Source organism: Enterococcus sp. AZ095a, assembly GCF_050546735.1.
Classification (GTDB): Bacteria; Bacillota; Bacilli; order Lactobacillales; family Enterococcaceae; genus Enterococcus_D; species Enterococcus_D entomosocium.
On the sequence record NZ_CP172953.1, the window covers coordinates 3099371 to 3117910 of the forward strand.

Annotated in this window: 17 protein-coding genes; 3 read left to right on the forward strand and 14 right to left on the reverse strand. The window is 44.7% G+C overall.

Going from position 1 to position 18540, the window contains the following annotated elements:
* Positions 1-5: 5 nt before the first annotated feature.
* The 8 genes from rlmN to IGJ26_RS14230 form a co-directional block, all read right to left on the reverse strand.
* The gene (rlmN, locus tag IGJ26_RS14195; RefSeq protein WP_254904884.1) at positions 6-1073 is read right to left on the reverse strand and encodes a 23S rRNA (adenine(2503)-C(2))-methyltransferase RlmN; all 1068 of its coding nucleotides are present in this window, start codon (positions 1071-1073) and stop codon (positions 6-8) included.
* Positions 1074-1378: 305 nt separating this feature from the next.
* Complete coding sequence (locus IGJ26_RS14200) at positions 1379-1675, reverse strand: hypothetical protein (RefSeq protein WP_016612926.1); 297 nt, start codon at positions 1673-1675, stop codon at positions 1379-1381.
* An 8-nt stretch (positions 1676-1683) separates the two neighbouring features.
* Complete coding sequence (locus IGJ26_RS14205; RefSeq protein WP_005227961.1) at positions 1684-2055, reverse strand: type II toxin-antitoxin system PemK/MazF family toxin; 372 nt, start codon at positions 2053-2055, stop codon at positions 1684-1686.
* Between the two features lie 9 nt (positions 2056-2064).
* Positions 2065-3186 carry an alanine racemase gene (gene alr, locus IGJ26_RS14210; protein ID WP_008379416.1) on the reverse strand — a complete coding sequence of 374 codons (1122 nt, stop codon included), beginning with the start codon at positions 3184-3186 and terminating at the stop codon, positions 2065-2067.
* Positions 3187-3307: 121 nt separating this feature from the next.
* Positions 3308-3673 (reverse strand): holo-ACP synthase, encoded by a 366-nt coding sequence (gene acpS, locus IGJ26_RS14215; RefSeq protein ID WP_016621912.1) that lies wholly within the window; start codon positions 3671-3673, stop codon positions 3308-3310.
* A gap of 202 nt (positions 3674-3875) precedes the next feature.
* Positions 3876-5402: a degradosome RNA helicase CshA gene (cshA, locus tag IGJ26_RS14220; RefSeq protein ID WP_010749100.1), complete on the reverse strand. Its 1527-nt coding sequence runs from the start codon at positions 5400-5402 to the stop codon at positions 3876-3878.
* Between the two features lie 290 nt (positions 5403-5692).
* Positions 5693-7042 carry a UDP-N-acetylmuramoyl-tripeptide--D-alanyl-D-alanine ligase gene (locus IGJ26_RS14225; protein ID WP_244732480.1) on the reverse strand — a complete coding sequence of 450 codons (1350 nt, stop codon included), beginning with the start codon at positions 7040-7042 and terminating at the stop codon, positions 5693-5695.
* Positions 7043-7128: 86 nt separating this feature from the next.
* Positions 7129-8223, reverse strand: coding sequence for a D-alanine--D-alanine ligase (locus IGJ26_RS14230; protein WP_005233659.1), 1095 nt, complete (start codon positions 8221-8223; stop codon positions 7129-7131).
* A gap of 182 nt (positions 8224-8405) precedes the next feature.
* On the opposite strand from IGJ26_RS14230, the gene IGJ26_RS14235 reads away from it, so the two are divergent.
* The gene (locus tag IGJ26_RS14235; RefSeq protein ID WP_016612930.1) at positions 8406-10148 is read left to right on the forward strand and encodes an ABC1 kinase family protein; all 1743 of its coding nucleotides are present in this window, start codon (positions 8406-8408) and stop codon (positions 10146-10148) included.
* 52 nt (positions 10149-10200) lie between these two features.
* Here the strand turns inward: IGJ26_RS14235 and IGJ26_RS14240 are convergent, their stop codons facing one another.
* From IGJ26_RS14240 to IGJ26_RS14265, 6 genes are all read right to left on the reverse strand, one after another.
* Positions 10201-10653: a YaiI/YqxD family protein gene (locus IGJ26_RS14240; RefSeq protein ID WP_015510428.1), complete on the reverse strand. Its 453-nt coding sequence runs from the start codon at positions 10651-10653 to the stop codon at positions 10201-10203.
* Positions 10654-10820: 167 nt separating this feature from the next.
* Positions 10821-11486 (reverse strand): ABC transporter ATP-binding protein, encoded by a 666-nt coding sequence (locus IGJ26_RS14245; protein ID WP_008379404.1) that lies wholly within the window; start codon positions 11484-11486, stop codon positions 10821-10823.
* A gap of 10 nt (positions 11487-11496) precedes the next feature.
* Positions 11497-12981: an ABC transporter permease gene (locus tag IGJ26_RS14250; protein WP_429966540.1), complete on the reverse strand. Its 1485-nt coding sequence runs from the start codon at positions 12979-12981 to the stop codon at positions 11497-11499.
* A gap of 170 nt (positions 12982-13151) precedes the next feature.
* Complete coding sequence (locus IGJ26_RS14255) at positions 13152-15008, reverse strand: carbohydrate-binding domain-containing protein (RefSeq protein ID WP_429966539.1); 1857 nt, start codon at positions 15006-15008, stop codon at positions 13152-13154.
* Between the two features lie 15 nt (positions 15009-15023).
* On the reverse strand, positions 15024-15701 hold the full coding sequence (locus tag IGJ26_RS14260; RefSeq protein WP_005233649.1) for a DUF4956 domain-containing protein: 678 nt from the start codon (positions 15699-15701) through the stop codon (positions 15024-15026).
* Complete coding sequence (locus IGJ26_RS14265) at positions 15691-16413, reverse strand: polyphosphate polymerase domain-containing protein (protein WP_005233646.1); 723 nt, start codon at positions 16411-16413, stop codon at positions 15691-15693. Before IGJ26_RS14265 ends, IGJ26_RS14260 begins: the two co-directional genes overlap by 11 nt.
* Before the next feature lie 131 nt (positions 16414-16544).
* Here IGJ26_RS14265 and IGJ26_RS14270 point away from each other — a divergent pair, with 131 nt between their 5' ends.
* Entirely contained in the window at positions 16545-17219 is a 675-nt protein-coding gene (locus IGJ26_RS14270) for a response regulator transcription factor (protein ID WP_005233644.1), read from the forward strand.
* A gap of 3 nt (positions 17220-17222) precedes the next feature.
* Complete coding sequence (locus tag IGJ26_RS14275) at positions 17223-18539, forward strand: sensor histidine kinase (RefSeq protein WP_005233642.1); 1317 nt, start codon at positions 17223-17225, stop codon at positions 18537-18539.
* Position 18540: the final 1 nt, after the last annotated feature.

Genomic DNA, 18540 nt, shown 5'->3' on the forward strand with positions numbered 1-18540 from the left:
TGTGTTTAAGAAGCAGAAGCTTCTTTTTTCATTTGTTTGCTTCGCAGCTGTCCGCATGCTGCGTCGATATCTGTCCCATGTTCTTTACGAATCACACAGTTGATGCCGTTTTTCTTTAAAATGTCATAAAAAGCTAACACATCGGCTTTTTTACTTCGAGCATATTGGTCATGCTCACTCACTGGGTTATAAGGAATCAAGTTGACGTAAGACAATTTCTTTTTATCCTTCAATAATGCTGCCAACTGACGGGCATGTTCCGGTCGGTCGTTGACATGATCCAGCATGATATACTCAAACGTGATGCGACGATTGGTTTTTTCTAAATAATAATCGACCGCTGCCATCAGTTTTTCAATCGGAAAGCTCCGATTGATCCGCATCATGGAGGTTCTGACTTCGTTATTTGGGGCATGCAGCGAAATCGCTAGGTTCACTTGCAAGCCGTTTTCCGCAAACTCTCTGATTTTATGCGCTAAGCCGCTGGTTGACACGGTAATATGCCGCGCGCCGATCGCTAAGCCTTTCGGGTCATTGATGATCTGTAAGAAATGCATCACATTGTCATAGTTATCAAAGGGTTCGCCGATCCCCATGACGACTACGTGAGAGACTCGTTCTCCCTCGTTGCGTTCATCAAAATAGTGTTGCACTAACATGATTTGAGCCACGATCTCGCCTGCCGTTAAGTCTCGTTGTTTCTTTAATAACCCACTAGCACAAAAGGTACAGCCGATGTTGCAGCCGACTTGGGTCGTCACACAAACCGACATGCCATATTCTTGACGCATCAAGACCGTTTCAATCATGTGGTTGTCCGGCAATTGGAATAAATACTTGACGGTCCCGTCACTGGCTTCTTGTACCACCATCTGTTTCAGGGGATTGATCACAAAGGCTGCCGTCAGTTTCTCAATCAAAGGTTTCGGTAAATTGGTCATTTCTTCAAAGCTGGTTACTCGTTTTTCATAGAGCCACTCCCACACTTGGTTGGCTCGAAATTTCTTTTCATTTTGTTCAGTTATCCACAAAGATAGATCTGATTTGGTAAGTCCATAAATCGATGGGTTCACTTTTTTCCCTCTTTTCAAACTAGTCGCTACATACTATAACTGAATTCTTTGTGAAAAGCAACCGTACCTTGGTTGTTTGTCAAAGCAAAACCGTTGCTCTACTGCGCTGGTTGATCATTTTTTCGATGCTCAATGTTCCCATCCATCACGCCATCTTACTTGAAATAGCTCTCACAAACATTTTAGTCATAAAAAACAAGCAGTGAATGAACCAACTCCTGTGAAATAAATGGAGCAGCTCTTTCCTGCTTGTTTGCTTTTCCTTGAAGAGATACTCTCTCATGGGCACTGCTTTCTTCACATGATCACCCTTCAAAAGAAAGGACTCGGCCTTCTTTGGCGGTCAACATCCCCCGTTGCGGTGGCTGTAGCTGTAAATAAAGCTGGAGTGACATTTCTAATATCAGTTCTTTGTCTCCTTGTTGAAAAACGCCGTAATAATGGGTCTGTTCCCGTTTCTCTTCATATGTATGACTGACAAGGTAATACCCTTGTTCCATGGTTTCGTTGCGCTTTTTGGTTTCTGAAAGAAAACGGCGAATATGTTTATAAGTAAAGAGAATCAATAAAATGACAACTACTATTAATACTACATACCCCATTGCTTGTTTTACACCTCGATCGTTGATGTAGCAAAGGTCGGCTCCACACCAATACTGATCATCAAAGCAGCATCGACTTCACACATCACTTTATCGTCTAAATGACAAACTTTTTCTTTCAACCGACTTTTGTCGATCGTGCGGATCTGTTCCATCAAAATGACGGAGTCTTTGCCAATCCCTGTGCAAGAAGCGGAAATCCCAATGTGGGTTGGTAATTTCGGCTTCGCCATTTTTGCCGTGATCGCCGCAATGATCACGGTGGGACTGAAGTGATTGCCCAAGTCATTTTGAATGATCAAGACCGGTCGTATTCCGCCTTGCTCCGATCCAACGACTGGTGAAAGATCGGCAAAATAAATATCTCCCCTTTTTACCATAGGACCACCCTAACTTTTATATTCTCGCGGAACCCTTGCTGAGAGGGTGCACGCTACTTCATAGTGAATCGTTTCTAACTGGTCTGCAACATCCTGCATCGTAATTCGTTTCCCATGATTCTCACCAATCAACGTGACCGTTGTACCGACAGCAAAGGCTCGCGGCAAACGAATCATCAGTTGATCCATACACACCCGACCGACGATTTCACAAGGTTCACCTTCTACTAAGAGTGAGAAGCCTTGCATTTTTCGTAACCAGCCATCCGCATAACCGATAGGCACAGTGCCGATCCATTCCTGATGGGGCGTGATATATGTCTCACCATAGCCAATCCCCGCTCCTTTTTCAAGTAATTTCACTTGGATCAGTTCAGAAACAAGTGAAAGGGCTGGTTTTAAGGAAAATGGTTCCTTCAATGCATGACCTGACGGATTCAATCCATACATCGCGATCCCAAAACGGACCATATTCCCAACGGCCTCTTTGTGCCACAAGGAGGTCGCGCTATTGCCTGTATGTATATATGTCGGCAAATAAGGCAAAACAGTTAAGACTTCTTTAAACCGCTGGTGCTGTGTTTCCCAATAAGTTGTATCAGCTTGATCGGCTGTGGAGAAATGGGTAAAGATTCCTTCCCAATCAAATGTGGGATGAGTTTCCAACCAAAGAACGGCTTGAAGCACTTCTTCTGGGGTCAAAAAACCGATTCTCCCCATGCCGGTATCCACTTTGACATGTACTTTAAGCGGTGTCTTTATAGGATTCTCCTCCAAATAAGTACCGGCTTCTACCAACCAGTCCATCGAAGCGACTGGAAAAGAAAAATCGTATTCTGCAAGTAAGGGAATATCTTGCACGTTCACAACCCCTAAAATCAGCAGTGGGTCAGTGATTCCTGCTTCTCGCAATTCGATTGCCTCATCGATCGTCGCAACGCAAAAACCGGCTGCACCGCCTTCTTTGGCTGCTTGAGCAGTTTGTACCGCTCCGTGCCCGTACCCATTGGCTTTTACCACCGCAAAAAGAAACGTCTCGCTTGGTAAGTGAGCAATCTCATTTTTGATGTTTTCGGTAATCGCGGTCGTATCAATAATCGCTTTCGTTGGTCTATGGTAAGCAACCACCATTTCCAGTTCCTTCTTTCTACTAATGCTTGATCAGACAAACAAATTAAGTTGGTTTTATGTAGTCGGCTGTTCGTCCATAAAGTATCGTAGTTTTTTCACCAAGTGACGACTTCCACTCAGGTTACTCACTATCCGATACTTCTAAGATAATTTGTGCAAAGGCAGTATCATTTGTATGGGTGATACTGACAAACGTTTTTTCTAAAGGGTGCGGTGCTTTGGTAACGATCGGTGCACCGAATTCATTGGTCAAGACTTCAATATCATGAAAAGAAACTTTGCCGATCCCCGTCCCCCAAGCTTTCGAGAACGCTTCTTTGCAGGCATAGCGCCCCCCGAGGAACTCTACCTGACGTTTCAGGGGCAAACGGGCAAATAATTTTGCTTCCTTCTCCGTTAAAATACGCGTTATAAACTGAGGTTTTTTTTCAATTAATTCTTTCATTCGAAGCAGCTCGACTGCATCGATCCCGATTCCTTTAATCATTCTTCTCGCTACCTTTACTTAAGATAGGGGTTTCCAAATTGGAATTGGCCCTTGTTTAGCTAGTTACCATTCTACCAAAAAAATGGCGAATTACCATTCAAATCTGACGAGTTTATACGGAGATTAAGATTTTCAATCACTCGTATTTGTTTTTTATATAAAAAAGACCTTGCAAGTTTCCTTACAAGGTCCACAAACTCAATTAGTCTTGGTTATTTCTGATAACGAAACCGCGTTTTTTGTCGTTGCTACGGCGATTGTTTTTACGGGCACCATCTTTTGAATAGTTACCACGGGCTTTATTGCCGTTGCCGCCGCCACGGTTCCCACCGTTTTCTTTGCGGTTACGATTGCCGCCATTGCTGTTATTGCTGCGACGTCCGTTTTTATTGAATGATTTTTTTCCTTGAGGTAATGGGCGTTCTGGTGTGATTTTGACTGGTTCTAAATCAGCTGGATCTTTCGCCATTGTTTTTAGAAGCAGTGCTGCTAAATCTTGTGCAGAATAACGTTCCAAAAGATCGTCGGCTGCTTGCAAGTATTTATCCAAACCATTTTCATCCAATTTTGTTTCAACAGATTCGATTGCGGCACCTAATTGACCTTTAAAAGCTTCTTTTTCGGTTGGTGGGCGCATTGGTGTCATCCGTTTTTTCGTTAAGTTTTCAATGACATGCAAGTAGCTCATTTCGTTTGGTGTAACGAAAGTCACTGACATTCCGCCTTTTCCGGCACGACCTGTACGTCCGATCCGGTGAACATAGCTTTCAGGATCTTGAGGGATATCGTAGTTGTAAACGTGTGTAACACCAGAAATATCTAATCCGCGAGCTGCTACGTCTGTGGCAACTAAGATATCTAATTGACCACTCTTAAATGAACGTAAAACGCTCATCCGTTTTTGTTGAGAAAGGTCCCCATGAATGCCTTCAGCTTTGTAGCCACGGGCTTCTAAACCACGTGCCAATTCATCAACACGACGTTTCGTACGACCGAAAACGATCGTCAATTCTGGTGATTGCACATCCAACAAACGAGTCATGACATCGAATTTTTCGTAATCTTTTGAGCGAACATAGTATTGATCAATCAAATCAGCGGTCATTTCTTTGGCTTTGATTTGAACATGTTCAGGCTCTTTCATGAATTTCACGCCGATATTTTTGATTGCTGGCGGCATTGTTGCTGAAAATAGCAACGTTTGACGAACATCTGGCACTTGGCTGATGATTTTTTCAATATCTTCCAAGAAGCCCATGTTCAACATTTCGTCTGCTTCATCTAATACAAGCGTTTCAACCGTACCTAATTTTAAGGTGTGGCGGTTGATATGGTCTAACATACGTCCTGGCGTACCAACTACGATATGGGGACGATCTTTTAATTGACGGATTTGACGGCCGATATCGGCTCCACCGTAAACTGCTTGAACGCGAATTTTTTTGTCTTTACCAAGACGATACAATTCTTCTTGGGTTTGGATCGCTAATTCACGGGTTGGGGCAATCACTAATCCTTGTAGTTGATGGTTCGCTGGGTCGATTTTTTCTAACATTGGCAAACCAAATGCGGCGGTTTTACCAGTACCGGTCTGTGCTTGACCGATCACGTCTTTGCCTGCTAAGGCTAATGGAATCGTTGCTTCTTGGATGGGTGTTGCTTCTTCAAAGCCGGCACGCTCAACAGAAGTCAATAATTCGTTGGATAATTCTAGATCTTTAAATTTCAAATGGATCCTCCTAGGCTGGTCATCTTTTCGATGCCTGTTTTTCTATCATCGAAGCGTAGGTTAGTTCTTCAGAAACACAAGAGTAGTCCCATTTACTCTTATCTTTCTCTCGGTACCGAAAAACCGCTTCACGAAGGCATTATAAAAGGCTAAAACAAGTGTTGTTTGTCTCAGCCATCATTTTATCTCAAAACGTCAATGTTTTTTACAGTAATCATTCTGTGCTTCATCTTTCGGCGTTAGATAAGTATAACACGTTTTGAAAGTTTCAGCAAGATTTCAACTCCGCTTTACATTCCTTTTAGTGCATCAACGACTTCGCTCAAGCCCATGCCATTGCTCCCTTTGATTACCAAGCTGTCGGAAGGTTCTAAAGTTTCCTTTAAGGAGGCGATCAGTTGTAGTTTTTCATCTGTCGCAAAATAGCGCACCTTGTCAGCAAGTGGTGACTGAGCTAGTCGTTTTTGCAATGCTTGCATTTCTTTGCCATAAAGAAAAACTAGTTGGAACGAGCCATCTAAATGTGCGGCCATCTGCTCGTGCATTTGTGCAGAATCTGGTCCTAATTCAAGCATATCTGCCAATACGGCGATCCGTCTTCCTTCTAACGGCAATTTGCGGAAACTATCCAATACGAGACCCATGGCAGTCGGATTGGCATTGTAAATATCGCTCAAAATCGCTGCTCCATTACCGGCAGTCACCCATTGGGTCCGATTTTTCGTTAATTGAAAATGCGCCAAGCCCTCCTTGATGGCTTCATTTGATACACCAAAATGACGTCCTAAACCAATCGCGATCAAGGCATTTTTGACATTATAACCGCCTAATACCGGTAAGGTAAAAGTCTTACCTGCTACCGTAAAAATCGTTTGATCTTGCGATTCCTCTACGATGTCTCCTTGCAGATCTCCCTCTGTTAAGCCAAAAGTTTCAATGGGCTGCGTCAAGTTAGGAACAAAGGGGTCTAACAATGGTTCATCCGCCGGCATCATAAAGAAGCCGTCTTTTTTCAATCCTGCGGTGATCTCCATTTTGGCTTTGGCGATCCCTTCTCTGGACCCTAAGTTTTCAATGTGGGCTTCGCCAATCAACGTGATCGCCGCTGCATCAGGTTCTGCTAAGCGCGAAAGGACTTCGATCTCTCCTGCATGGTCCATTCCCATTTCTAAAATCAACACTTGCGTATCTTCTGGTGCATGCAAGATAGTCAAAGGCACGCCTAGTTCATTGTTATGGTTACCTTGAGTTTTGTAGGTCTGGTATTTTTGTGCCATAACCGCGTCTACCATATCTTTTGTGGTTGTTTTCCCATTACTTCCGGTAATAGCGATGATTTTTGGCGCAAGTTTTTCTTTGTAGGCTCGTGCTAACTGTTGGAACGCTTTGACAGTATCCTTGACGGGTATCACAAGGATGCCTTGCGGTGGTTGGATGGTGGGATGACTCCACAATGTCGCGATCGCACCATTGTCTTTGGCTTGTTGGGCAAATTCATGTCCATCCCGAGTCCCCGCCAAGGGAACAAAAAGACTGTTTTCTTTGATTAGACGGCTGTCAAACTCCACAGAGGCAAGTGGTGTCTCATTTTCAATTGGCTGACCAAATACGGCAGCGGCTTCTTTTACAGTAAAATTCATCAGTTTCGCTCCTTTTTTACAAAAAAAGAAAGCACAAGATCGCTTCAAGTATTTTCCTTGAGTTGAGCTGGCTTTCTTCCTGCTATTTATTCTGCTTCTTTTTCATTCTCTGCTTCAACTTCTGCTTCTTCCACATTCGTCAAGAAAGAACGTCTTTGGTTGAAACGATTCATCCCTAATTGGATCAATTCTTCAATCAAATCACCATACGGCAATCCGGTCTTTTCCCATAGCAATGGGTACATGCTGAATTCAGTGAATCCCGGCATCGTGTTTAGCTCATTTAAAAAGAGCTCGTTTTTATTGGTCAAAAAGAAATCACAACGGCTCAATCCACTGCCGCCTAACATCGTATAGGCTTTTTTCGCAAACTCTTGGGCTTTGGCTTGTGTTTCTTCGGGAATTTGCGCAGGAATCTGCATCTCGATTCGGTTGTCAATGTATTTGGAATTGTAATCATAAAACGCAACATCTTTTACGATTTCTCCCGGCATGGTGGTCCGCACGTCTTCGTTTCCAAGAACAGCGACTTCGATCTCACGGGCTTCGATTCCTTGTTCAACGATCGCTCGGGTATCGTAGCGATACGCTTCTTGCAACGCATTTTGCAGTTCTTCGCGGTTCTCGGCTTTCGAGATACCGACACTTGATCCCATGTTGGCTGGTTTGACAAACATCGGATAAAGGAGACTGCCTTCGCATTGATCGAAAATCTTTTTCGGATTTTCTTTCCACGCATTTTTCAAGACTGGTACATAGGGAACTTGCGGAATTCCCGCAGCTTGCAAGATGTACTTGGTCATGATTTTGTCCATCCCGCAGGCACTAGTCAAGACACCGGCTCCGACATAAGGCATTCCGATGGTTTCTAAAAACCCTTGGATCGTGCCGTCTTCGCCGTTTGGTCCATGGAGCAATGGAAAGACGATCGCGTCTTCTTCATAGATGGCCCCAGGTGAAATTTCTTCCCCTTTGGTCTCTTCGTTGGTCAATGCCAAAGTATCTGGTGACGTTGGCGCCTCAGACAATAATGGGCCTTTTAACCAGCGTCCTTCTTTAGTGATCATTACTAATTGAACTTGGTAGTAATTATAATATACAGCATTAACAACTGAAAAAGCGGATAACAGTGATACCTCATGCTCTGCACTGCGTCCCCCGTATAATAAAATGATTTTCAAAAGAATTTCCTCCTGTATTCATTGATTCTACCAAACTAAGTCTTCCACATTTTAGCACAAAATCGACCAACCGGCATTAAATCTTGCAGAAATTTCTTTAAGCTTACACAGTCGTTAGTTGAATGTTTTTCATTTTGTCAGTACTATGAATATATCACGGCACGTTTAAAGAGGTGGGACCTATGACAGAACAAACTGCTCCTTCTAGAAAAGGACGATTAAAACAAATCCTTCAAGTCTTTTTGAAATACAAAGTCGTTCAAAATATCAGCAAACAGCAGCATCCCGAAATGGTGCGTCAAGCGTTTGAAGAATTAGGACCAACATTTATCAAAATCGGGCAGATGCTTTCGGTCCGCAATGACCTGCTTTCCAGCACTTTCGTTGATGCCTTCAAGCAGTTACAAGACAATGTCAAAAGTGATCCATTTCCCAAGGTCAAAGCACTGCTGGAAGCAGAACTACAGCAGCCACTAACGGAAGTTTTTTCCGCTTTTGATGAAATCCCAGTCGCCTCAGCTTCCATCGGACAAGCCCACCGAGCAAACTTGATCAGCGGCAAAGAAGTGATCGTCAAAGTGCAGCATCCGGGAATCATTGCGGCGATTCAAGTGGATCTCGATCTTTTTGAAAAGGCTCTACCGTTGGTTCGTGCAATTCCAGAAGCCAATGTGGTGGATTTAAAAAGCGTGTTAAGCGAAGTCAGACGATCCCTTGCCAATGAAACAAATTTTTTACAAGAGATGAAAAATGCGCAGGAATTCTACCGTAACAATCACCAAAACCCGCAATTGGCATTGCCAAAAGTTTATCCCGAATGGTGCACCCAAAAAGTATTAGTCATGGATTACATGGCCGGTGAAAGTTTGAACTGCTTGCTGACCCGCAGCAATCAAGATATCGTTTATGACAATCAGTCCGTGAAAGCAGTGAAAAAACAAGTGGGAACGCTATTAGTCGAAAACTTTATGAAGCAAGTCTTTGAAGATGGCTTCTTTCACGCTGATCCGCATCCTGGCAATCTTTTTTTACATGTCTTCACAGATCAAACCAACCGACCAAAACCATTCCAAGTCAAACAGCGCGTCGGTGTCCTCGGCGGTGTTGATTATTCATTGAAGTGGCAAGAAGAAGCGATTATGCCGCCTTACCAAGTGATTTTCTTAGATTTTGGGATGATGGGACATTTGGATCAGTCATTACGCAGTCGCTTAGCTGATGCATTGATTGCTTTGTATACCCAAGACACCCAAGAAGTCGGCAAAGCTGTCTTGCGTTTGTGCAACAGCAGCGGCAGTTCCTTTGATGAAGTCGCCTTCTATCAGGATCTTCAAAAATTTGTTGAAAACTACTATAATATGCCGCTAAAGGATATCGACTTGCAAAAAGTGATGGGGGAAGTCATCACGATCTGCCATGATAACCAACTGCAGATGCATCGAGACATCACCTTGCTGATTAAGGCTTTTGGCACCTTGGAAGGTGTGATCAAAGCCTTAGACCCCGAATTATCAATGATGGAAGTCACTCAGCCTTTTGCACAAAAATATTTCTTACAGCAGCTGAGTATTGAAGACGAGGTGAAAAAAAGCGCCTTGGCAACCGCAAAAAGCTTGCGGGCACTTAGCCATCTTCCTGATCGGACCTTGGCTGTCTTAGACACTTTTGCCACTGGTAAACACCGGTTAAATTTAGAGATCCGCGAACAAAAACAGCTATTGGACCGCTTTGATCAGATGGTCAATCGACTGGTAATCGGTATTATTCTAGCTGCGGTCATCCTTGGCTCTTCCTTATTGGTGGTCGCCAGCCCGCAACAAGGAGCCTTCGTCCATCAGATGGGGATCTTCGGATATACCTTGGCATTTTTCGCGATCGTAGCTTTAGTCGGCAAATACTTTTATGATCGTTTTCGTAAGAAATAAATAAGCACCTTCAATTCCCGTGTTTCATGCAGAAGCTGGGTCTTGAGGGTGCTTATTTTGCAAGGGTCTGTCGCAATTCGTTTTCAAAGATTCGTTTGAAGGCTTCCCGATCCTCTTTCGTAAAGGGCTTCGGTCCTTTTGTGCGCTTGCCTGCTTTACGCATCTGCGCACCTAAATAGCGTTGACCTAATAAAAAATCGATTGTTTCTGGCAAATACTCTGTACCGTTATGGTGAAAAACTCGTGCTTTTTTGGGCAAGACTAACGAGGCTAAGCCATAATCTTGGGTGACGAGAAAATCGCCGGGTTCTATCTCCTTCACGATTTCATAATCCGCGCGATCCGAGCCTTTGTCGACATAGACAAAGTGGACATGGGCGGGATAGTCTTTGGTCGTATAATGATCGACACTGGTCACGATCACTACCGGCAGCTGATACTGCTGAGCCAGTTCAATCACTTCATTTTTCACCGGCGAACCGTCGCCGTCAATAAAAAGCCGCATCTGCTTGCTCCTCTCAAAAGTTCCTTCTTTTACAATTACTTCTATTGTAAGAGGAGCACCTAGAAGATGCAAGCAGACTTTGCGGTATTTTCATTTCAGTCTTGCTCAATGAGGGAATAAGAATGACGATCTTTGTCTCACTAACTAGCAGTTACCATATGCAAAGCTCACCTTTCAATTTTAGAAAATGCTCGTTCCTTCAACTCATAAACGACATCGCAAGCCTTTGCTACTTCTTGTTCATGGGTCACTAAGATGATACATTTTTTTTGCTCATGGGCAATTTCTTGAAATAGTTTGACGATTTCTTTAGATGTCGTTTCATCCAAGTTTCCAGTCGGTTCATCGGCTACGATCAGCTCATGTTCACAGCACAACGCGCGAACGATAGCGACCCGTTGCTGTTGCCCACCCGATAATTGGGTCACTTTTTTCAGTGCCAGCTCTTCCGTGATACCAACTTTGGCTAAGTTAGCTAAAGCATAGGCCTTTTTATCGGCTTGCTGCGACTTCGCGATCGCCATGGCTGTGATCACATTGTCCAGTGCCGACATATAAGGCAATAGATTATACGCTTGGAACACGATGGAAACATCTTTGCGGCGGTATTCTCGCAATCCGATTTTTGCTAACGTTTCTTCGTTGTAAAGGATCTTTCCTTCTTTCGGGGTATCTAGGCCCGTGATCAGCGACAGGAAGGTTGTTTTCCCCGATCCGCTGGAACCTAAGATCGCATACATCTTGCCAGGTTCAAAGGTCAAATCAACGTCACGAAACAGCGCTTCTGCTTCGCTTTGATACCAATATCCTAATTGTTCTGTTCGTAATGTCATGTCGTTCCTCCTAAGAAACCAAGATTTTTTTCGGATTCAACCGCAAAATGCCCGCGGAAGAGAGTAAGATCGAGCCAAAACTGATCCCTAGACCGAGTAATGCCAATAGACCAATTTGTTGAGGGGAAACGGTGATTTCTAAGGACTCCACTTCTGCTGATTGGGTGAAGGATGGGAAAGAACCCCCACGATTTCCGCCCATTTGCGGCATCTCCCCGCCTCCAGGACCAGCGTTTTCAGTGGCTGCTTGATCAGTCGTTGTCTCTGTTTGTTGTGCCAATAATTGCTCTCCGACGGCATTACCGACAAGATTGCCGCTAGCGGCCGCGATCCCTAAAGCAAACACCATACAGACAAAAATCTCTGTGAAAAATTGTAGGATCACTTTGGCCCGTGACTCGCCTAAAGAGAGCAATACGCCAATCTCATAGCGACGTTCCCGAATCGACATCATCACGATCAACGTCAAAATAATGATACCGGCAGCAGCAACTAACACAATAATATTTTTTGCAAAGCTAGCGACATTATTCAATGGTGTCAGCATCGACTGATACATTTGATCGTTGGTTTGAATGCTGTAGGTTTCTGTATCGATCAACCCTTCCGCTTCTTCCACGAATGCTGTCATCTCAGACGGATCACTCAAGGTATAGGTTGCCGAGTCAACGGTGTCCTCATTGCCGCTCAACGTATTGGCAAGGGTATAAGAAGCAAAGATCGTGTTGGCTGGATTGAGAAAGTTGAACATTTGGCTCATGCTGTTGCCTACTTCACTCGTTTCATAGATTCCCTTGATCGTCACTTCGACTTCATTGTCCTCTGCATCAGTGATCGAAAACGTATCTCCGACTGCCAAATCATTTGCTTCAGCCAACGAGGATTCGATCAGTACTTGGTTCGTGCCTTCATCCTCAGAAGTAATGCCTTCTCCATCCGTGATCGTCGCTGTTCCTTCCGAAAAAGTCGTATACGCCGCACTAGTTGATACACCAGTGATTTGGAAATCACCCGTACTCATATTCCCACCAGGCATTCCTCCTGGCATACCGCCCATTTGCCCCGATTCGCTGCTGTCGGTTGCTTCTGACTCTGTCGATGAGTCACTGCTGGAGATCGGTTCGATCCCGCTGACGGCATCAGCAGAGGTGCTGACTTCAAAACTATATGAGGCAACCCCGTCTAAATCGGCGATCGCTTGGGCATCAGTAATCGCTACTGGTGTCGATTGAAAACTCCCTGGATCTGGTCGGGTGCTTTGGTCATCGCTGTCAGAAGAAGAGCTCCTTTGCTGAAAAGCCTGCTCGCGGTTTGCTTGCAACGTCACAGTTGCGCCAACACTTTTCTGGGCATTTTCAGTCGCTACTAGTGCCGCACTGCGAATCGTCAGACCCGCCAATACAAAAATCAAGATTGCAGAAAATACGGCGATCAGCAACAGGCTCCGGCCTTTTTTCGCCCATAAACTTTGGAGACCTCGTTTCAAAAAATTCATCTTTGTTCCTCCTGAATAGCTATTTATTGTCTTTCGACTATAAGGATCCTAGCTTAAATTGACCTTAAACCGTCTCCTGATTTTTTGAATCATAGAAACAGACCGCAACGGCTGCCTGCGATCTGTTCGATTTATTGATAACCATTTGGTGATGATCGGTGAAACTTCAACTAACGACCAAAACCACCGCCCATCTGATTGGTTGTCGCTGTTGCACCTGATTGGGTCAAGTTAGCGATCGTATCCGTGACGGACAATGTTCCTAACTCTGTCCCATCACTGAGGGTTCCGCCAGCATAATAACCGGAGACTGCTTGTGCATCATTCGTCCCACCACTGACCAACGTATAGCTGCTATCGGTCAAATCTGGGCTGGAAAGAACCACGTGTTGGTAGCTTTTGCTTGGGGCATAGGACAAGATCGTCTGACCTTGACTGTCCTTTAAGGTCACTAGGGTCTCGGCTGATTGGGTTTGATCGAAACTGATTCCGATCGACTGTTGACTACCACCGCTAACGTTCATGGCCATATCGGTCGTGCCTGCCGCTAACAAGACGCCGCCGGTGAGTTCAAATGTGCCGTTATAGTCCAAAGCACCATTGCCACCGGTCGTTGGACCATTTACGATGACGACGCCATCACTCATGGTGACATTGCCATTACTATCCAGGCCATCCCCTTCGGCATCAATGACCAACGTTCCACCAGTGATCGTGATCTGTTTACTGTCATCCGCGGTATCGCCGCCGCCAGGGCCGCCGCCAAAACTGTCTTGACCAAATTGTCCCGTTGTTTCATCCGTATCACTGCCACCACCGGCATTGATCCCATCATCGCTAGCCACGACGTGTGTCGTGCCACCTGCAATCGTGATTACACTTGCTTCTAATCCTTCATAGGATTCTTCGATAGAAATCGTTCCGTCGGAGATCGTCAATTCATTGTCGGCGTGGATCCCATCATCGCCACTGCTGGCAGTGATCGTGCCACCTGCAATGTTGATCGTATCATTGGCATGCAGGGTATCCTCCGCACTATCGATCGTAAAGGTGCCGCTGCTGATGGTCATCACACCGCCAGCTTTCAATCCTTTGTAACTTTCATCCGTCACTAGCGACTGACTTTGGGCTCCGTCAGCCGTTTTGATCGTGATATCAGCTGATTGGATGCTTAAATTTGTTTCTGCTTGGATCCCGTCACGACCACTTTGGATCGTAAAGGTACCACCATCGATCGCAACGTAGCCTTTTTCCGCATCTTCCGTATTATTCGCTTGGATACCATCTCCTTCAGTGGTGTTCAGTGTGTAGTTCCCCGCCAAGATCGATACGGAATCTTTTCCTTTGATGGCGTTGTTTTTCGCTGTGATTTCAATCGTACCACCTGCTAAAACCAAATCATCTTTGCTGCGCAATCCGTTGCTGTAATTTCCTGTGATCACCAACGTCCCATCGCCGTTGATGGACAAATCTTCTTTACTATAAAAGGCAGCATCTGGTTCTGTCTCGCCTTCAGCCAAGGTGTAGCTGCTGCCATCCGTCAGAGTATTCGTCGTATCACTGGCTAAGGTCGTGATGACTTTTTCTGCTTGTTCGATGACGACGGCCGCCCCGTCTTCATTGGTGATCGTGACACCGGCAAAGATCAGATGGACTTTTTCTTCTTTGTTGACGTTGACAACCAGTTGGCCATTACTTAACGACCCGCTGACGACATAGGTGCCGGCTTGGGTGATCGTCACGGTTTGGTCTTCCACTGAAACGCCATCAACAGCCGTCGTGTCGCTGCCATTCAATTCAAGTTGCGTAGCAGTTGCCTCATCGTAGGAAGCATCAACATCTTCTTCTTCGTAACTACCGTAATAGTCCACAGAATCATCAAGGGTCGTTGAAACGTTGGTCACTGCGGCAGAACCGGAAACTGCTGCTGCGGAACTGGAACTGCTGCTCGTGCTAGTACTATCGGTTTGCCCGCAAGCGCCTAAGAGCAGCGATGAGAGCAAGAGTGGATAAATGAGTTTTTTCATAAAAGGTTCCTCCTTCTACAGCTCATCGCGGTTAGCGGTGAGCTTGCCTAAAACAACAGGTAAATTGCCATTACGAACCCGAACTTCATCAATGATTTGCTTTTCTTGCGCTTGGTCTTTTAACAGCAACTGATAGCGCAATTCATACAAGCTTCCCATCGTCGTCGTTCGAACCGATGTCAGTTTGGCAGAATGCGTATATTTTTCAAAGAGATCATCGAATAATTGTGGATAATCCAAATCTTCCGGAATCGTGACCTTCAGTTCCCGTTCACTCGTGGCTTGTCGATCGCCAAAGGGCATCGTATATAAAAGGGTCAAGAAAAGCGCCACGATAATGGAAAAAATGACAACATAGCCGACATACCCCATCCCAGTTGCCAGACCGATCCCCATCGACCAAAAGACGCTGGTAATCTCTCTAGAACCCCCGGGAACCGAGCGGAAACGAATCAAACTGAAGGCACCTAAGATCGCCACCCCTGTACCAAGATTGCCGTTGACTAGCATGATCACCGATTGAACGAGAATCGGTAAGACTGCCAAGGTAATGACGAAGTTTTTCGTATAGACATTGCGGATCATATGGATCGCTGCCACTAATAATCCTAAAAGCAATGAGGCGGCGATACAGATCAATAAGCTACTCCATTCAAGGGTGCTCGTATCGCCAGAAAATAGACTAGATAACATGTAACCGTTCCTCCTTCTTGAATAAATGCCGTTGATAGGTTTGGGCATATTTTGAAAAGCTGCCTTTGCGCACACTGTATTTGTTCAGCAGTTCCACAAACCATATTGGATAAGAGCCGAGGGCTTTGACTTCCATCAACACTCCGACTTCCGGTGCTACTAGTGCACCGTCACTACCGGAACCTAACATGAGATCGCAGGTGCGAAAGCGAATGTTTTGATCGAACGTCACGCGAAATTCACTATCATCATCAACAAACAGCGACAGGCGATCATAGGCAATCAAGACTTTTGGTAGCAGGTCCGGGTTTTTCTTAAATAACCAGTGGATCTCCGCGGCGATTTGCGGGGCTTCCTCCATTGACGGCAAGACCCCCGTTTGCAACCAGCGGCAATAGTCAGCATAGGGCATCGGAACGCGGCGTTTGTAGACCACGCCACTGACTTTCTTCTTGATCTCTAAAAAAATCAACTGTTGCTCTGTCGGTACCCCATAGCTGCGGACCCGAAATTTTTCTTTGTATTTCGGTTTGTCCATCGAATGACGAATAAAGCGGTAATCCTGGGTATCATAATACAAGGACATAATCGTGTGTTGCCCATATTCATCGATCGCCATTTTTTGCTGCAACTCGCCAAGAAATGCTGGAAATTGTTCCTTAGTCAATAGATATTTCGTCTCTTTTCTTTGAAAGACTTTTTTTAATTTCATAAAATGTTCCTCCCTTGAAATCCATGCACTGAATTTACGGCAGCTATCTTAAATGCAGCTTAAGACAAAACAGTTTTTTTAAGCATTTTTTATGCTATTCGTGCTATTCTTATCCTTAAAGAGGTGGGAACATGATTAAATTATTAGTAATCGAAGATGACAAAACATTATCTGAAAATATGAAAGAGATCGTCAGCGAAATCGGTGAAGTCACGCAAGCATATGATGGCAGTGAAGGCTTGTACGAGGCGGAAACGGGGATCTATGACTTGATTATTCTTGACTTGATGATGCCTGAGATGAACGGCTATGAGGTGCTTTCAGCATTACGAAAAAAAGGACTCCAAACACCCGTCCTGATTTTAACAGCCAAAGACGGCTTAGAAGACAAAGTAACCGGCTTTCAAAAAGGGGCTGATGATTATTTGACTAAGCCTTTTTATCGGGAAGAATTATTGATGCGGATCAAAGCGTTGCTAAAACGCTCCTTAGGTTTGTTCAATGAAAATACACTGGAATATAATGGGTTGCTCTGTAACCTTGGCACCAACGAGGTCAGCTATCAAGGGGAGCTTTTACCGATTCAAGGGAAAGAATTTGAGCTACTGCTCTATTTTCTACAAAATAGAAACATTATTTTGACCAAGGAACAGATTTTTGATCGCATCTGGGGGTTCGATTCAGAAACGACCCTGACTGTCGTAGAAGTCTACATGAGCAATCTGCGAAAACACTTGCGCCAGACAGGAATCGACAAAGAGATCCGTACGTTGCGAAATGTCGGCTATATTATGCAAGGAGCCTAGTCTATGAATAAAGAACGCTCTAAGAGACAACGGCTGCACTCCTTTCTCCTAAATGTCAGTGCCTTTGCTTTGGTCTTCTTACTTTTAGGAACGATCGTGCTCCAATTATTCAACCAATCGGCTTATCGTCAAACCGATATTTCTTTGGAACAAGCAGTCAAAGATACCCGCTTGATCCAAGCTGAGATCAGCGCTTCGCAATCCAATCTAGAGGTATTGCCACCAGATAGTGCAATGCCGAAGATCCCTGGTACCAATCGCTTCAACACCCAGTTGATCCTCTGGTCTGAGGACGGCGAGATTTTAAACAAACAGACTTTAGGCGGCCGTTTTTCACAATTGGCAAGTCTATCTTTAGATACGAGCCATTTAGACAGTATCACGTCTTTTTCAGTGGTGGATCAGTCCTTGTCAGAGGAAGAAGAGACACTTTTGTTTCGCTCAATCACCACCAAAGCCCCAACCAATGACGCCGGGGTCGGCTATATCCAAGTCTTAGCGAACACCAATCAAATCAAAAATGCCATGAACAATTTCCAAACCATCTTGATTTTATCGATGATTTTTTTCTGGATTCTCTCGATCGGGATCAGCTACTTGCTTTCCAGCTTGAACATGCGCCCAATTTTAGCCTCGTGGAAGAAACAACAAGAATTTGTCGAAAATGCTTCTCACGAGCTGCGCACACCATTGACGATCATTCAAAATAGTCTGGAGCGCCTGTTTACCAAGCCCAATCATACGATCATTGAAGAATCTGAAAGCATTGCACAAGCGTTAGCGGAAACCCGACGGCTAACTGGATTAACGGCTGATCTACTAACGATTGCCCGCAGTGATTCCAATCAACTGCTGTTAACGAAAGAAACCGTCGAATTAGTTCCGTTTATCGATGACTTAGTCAAACCTTTCAAAGAAATTGCCGAACTGGATCAAAAACATTTTATTGTCGAAAATTTTGCCAAAACGACCGCTTGCTTTGATCAAAAGAAAATTCATCAAGTCCTCGTGATTCTCCTAGATAATGCCTTAAAATATACCAGCAGTGGTGATAAAATTACGCTCTTATCGGAGATTTCTAACAAGCAATGGCTGATCGAGGTCAAAAACACGGGACCAACTATTTCCGATGAAGAGAAAGCTCGCATCTTTGACCGCTTCTACCGCGAGGATCGTTCTCGCTCCAAGGAGACCGGCGGCTATGGTTTAGGCTTAGCGATCGCCAAGCAAATCGTCGAAGAGCACAAAGGACAAATTCTGGTCAAAGATCTGCAGCCACGAGGGGTTATTTTTCAGATTCGCTTACCTAAAGAAGGATAAA

Bases quoted from the DNA above. Each gene is read 5' to 3' on its own strand.
- IGJ26_RS14200 (WP_016612926.1), bottom strand. From the start codon at position 1,675: ATGGGGTATGTAGTATTAATAGTAGTTGTCATTTTATTGATTCTCTTT.
- IGJ26_RS14205 (WP_005227961.1), bottom strand. From the start codon at position 2,055: ATGGTAAAAAGGGGAGATATTTATTTTGCCGATCTTTCACCAGTCGTT.
- alr (WP_008379416.1), bottom strand. From the start codon at position 3,186: ATGGTGGTTGCTTACCATAGACCAACGAAAGCGATTATTGATACGACC.
- acpS (WP_016621912.1), bottom strand. From the start codon at position 3,673: ATGATTAAAGGAATCGGGATCGATGCAGTCGAGCTGCTTCGAATGAAA.
- IGJ26_RS14225 (WP_244732480.1), bottom strand. From the start codon at position 7,042: ATGAATTTTACTGTAAAAGAAGCCGCTGCCGTATTTGGTCAGCCAATT.
- IGJ26_RS14235 (WP_016612930.1), top strand. From the start codon at position 8,406: ATGACAGAACAAACTGCTCCTTCTAGAAAAGGACGATTAAAACAAATC.
- IGJ26_RS14240 (WP_015510428.1), bottom strand. From the start codon at position 10,653: ATGCGGCTTTTTATTGACGGCGACGGTTCGCCGGTGAAAAATGAAGTG.
- IGJ26_RS14245 (WP_008379404.1), bottom strand. From the start codon at position 11,486: ATGACATTACGAACAGAACAATTAGGATATTGGTATCAAAGCGAAGCA.
- IGJ26_RS14250 (WP_429966540.1), bottom strand. From the start codon at position 12,981: ATGAATTTTTTGAAACGAGGTCTCCAAAGTTTATGGGCGAAAAAAGGC.
- IGJ26_RS14255 (WP_429966539.1), bottom strand. From the start codon at position 15,008: ATGAAAAAACTCATTTATCCACTCTTGCTCTCATCGCTGCTCTTAGGC.
- IGJ26_RS14260 (WP_005233649.1), bottom strand. From the start codon at position 15,701: ATGTTATCTAGTCTATTTTCTGGCGATACGAGCACCCTTGAATGGAGT.
- IGJ26_RS14265 (WP_005233646.1), bottom strand. From the start codon at position 16,413: ATGAAATTAAAAAAAGTCTTTCAAAGAAAAGAGACGAAATATCTATTG.
- IGJ26_RS14270 (WP_005233644.1), top strand. From the start codon at position 16,545: ATGATTAAATTATTAGTAATCGAAGATGACAAAACATTATCTGAAAAT.
- IGJ26_RS14275 (WP_005233642.1), top strand. From the start codon at position 17,223: ATGAATAAAGAACGCTCTAAGAGACAACGGCTGCACTCCTTTCTCCTA.